The organism is Synechococcus sp. R60.1 (genome assembly GCF_047461835.1).
GTDB lineage: Bacteria > Cyanobacteriota > Cyanobacteriia > Thermostichales > Thermostichaceae > Thermostichus.
In genome coordinates, this window is sequence record NZ_JANSIA010000155.1 from 1 (window position 1) to 1,867 (window position 1,867).

At 52.6% G+C, this 1,867-nt stretch carries 2 protein-coding genes; both read right to left on the bottom strand.

Going from position 1 to position 1,867, the window contains the following annotated elements:
• A partial coding sequence (gene csx18 / locus NW834_RS13615; RefSeq protein ID WP_414426354.1) for a CRISPR-associated protein Csx18 occupies nt 1-206 on the bottom strand: 206 nt, incomplete at its 3' end.
• A gap of 29 nt (nt 207-235) precedes the next feature.
• Nucleotides 236-1,867, bottom strand: a 1,632-nt coding sequence (locus tag NW834_RS13620; RefSeq protein WP_414426355.1) for an RAMP superfamily CRISPR-associated protein, incomplete at its 5' end; no start/stop codon positions are given.

The following is a 1,867-nucleotide window of genomic DNA, read 5'->3' on the forward strand; positions in this document are numbered from 1 at the left end:
TCAATTTCAGGACTTGACAAGAAATCCATCACGATCTCGGCCAGACTGCCCGAAAAGAAGCTGGCAATCATGACAAGAACGGTATTGGTAATCACGGCTGCCAATCCCAAGGGAGCAATTAGCAGGATGGCCAGCGTGATCGAGCCGTTGACCACAGCTGTAACAAGGTTTCTAAGAACTTTGGCATTGATCCTCTTTTTGGACATTTTATTCCTCCAGAGATTCTCCAAGATCTCTACTTCAAGGGCCAGATTATTCCAAAATCATCAGCATTTTTCCTGAGCTGTTCAAGATAACTTTTCCTAGGATTCACCGTTGCCCCAAAAACGGTAACCACTTGGTAATCACCCAAATCGGCAATCCAAACCGGAGAGGGCAGAGCACCTCCCTGTACACCCCCGCACAAGAATTTGTCGTACCGGCCTTCATCTTGTCGGCCTAAGCGATGCAAAGTTGCCAGGGCATAGGGTTTGTTGAAATCTTCCTCGCCGCTGCAGACTACGATCCTGCAGTTGGCATCCACCGCTTGCGGCCATTTATCCCTCTGAACCTGGCCAGCACTTCTTGGGCTATCGGGGTTAATGGCCTGCTTGGTTAGAGTCTTGAGAGCGTCAAAGAAGTTGCCCAGGCGCTTTTGGAAAAGCTTCTGAAACCCGGCCACCGACTCCGCCAGCTTCCAAAAGGCATCCTCCGACCTGGGAATTAGGGTAGAGCCGCGCCACCAGGGAGCCCGCTCCCGGTTCTGGCGGGAGTAGCAGGGTCTTCTAGCTCCTTGACCCACACCTCCCAGATGGAACATCATCCAGGTGAGGTTAGTAAAGAGCTTTTCCACCGCCTCTTGATCTTCCTGGGAAGCATAGTTTTGACACTCGCCAGAAAGACTTAAGATGAGGATCCCTTCTTGTCGGCCTGCGGGTCTATTTCTTCCTTCCCGATTGGGCTCTGGCTCCGGCTGAGAGACTTTGCCATTTAGGAGATCTACATGGATCCAGCCGTGTTTTTGCTTAGGGGTAATGGCGCCAAAAAGTTGCCCTTCCCACTCCTGCACCTGATCGACCGGCAAAACTCCCAGGGCAAAGGTGCGGAACCAATAGCGCAGCATATTCTTAAAGGCTACGGGCCGCACTTCGGCGATGGATCGGTTGTCGTAGCGATTCTTATCGGGCCTCCAGTTGACTACCTGCCGCCCGTGAATGAGTTGGCCTTTTAGCTCAAAGGGCAGGCGCAAGAATTCTCCTTGGCTCTTGTCCAGTGATTTCCCTAAGGGGATCAGCCGACCGTAGCCGGTATTCACCTGGGATCCCACCCCTTGCTCCAGCCCTTGGATCAGCCACTCTTTGACTTGATCCAGCATCTCATCGGTGCAGCCGGGGCCTTTGCGCAGGCCAATTAAAAAAGTGGCTTGCTTGAGAGAAAAGAACAAGTTAGGGTTAGGCGAGTAGTCAAGATTTTTTCCATTCCATTTCCAGATACTATTGGCAATATCTACAGCTAGACCCCCCGTTTTAGAATTATCGGGATCCTCTCGCCGTTGGGGCCGAGTGGGTACCGGGTAGGCATCCAAAAAGATAACCTTGCCGGCCCTGTCTTTTTCGTCAGCTTGTAGGTGCCCAAACCAAGGAGCTACGGCTTTGTCTGCTTGCTCCCAAGATAAATTGCGCTCCTGCATCAGCTCTCGAATGGCCTGGGAGCGGGCCACGCCGCACAGGGTGGAGCTGGGAATGTAAGGGATCCCTAAGGGATCGAAAGCGGGGAGCAACATGCTCTCTGGACCCTTGGCCCCACCGACTCGAATTCGCCAGGGACAGGTGACCTGAAAAGTGTTTTCTTCTCCGGCAATGCGTTTGATGCGAGCATTTAGAACTTG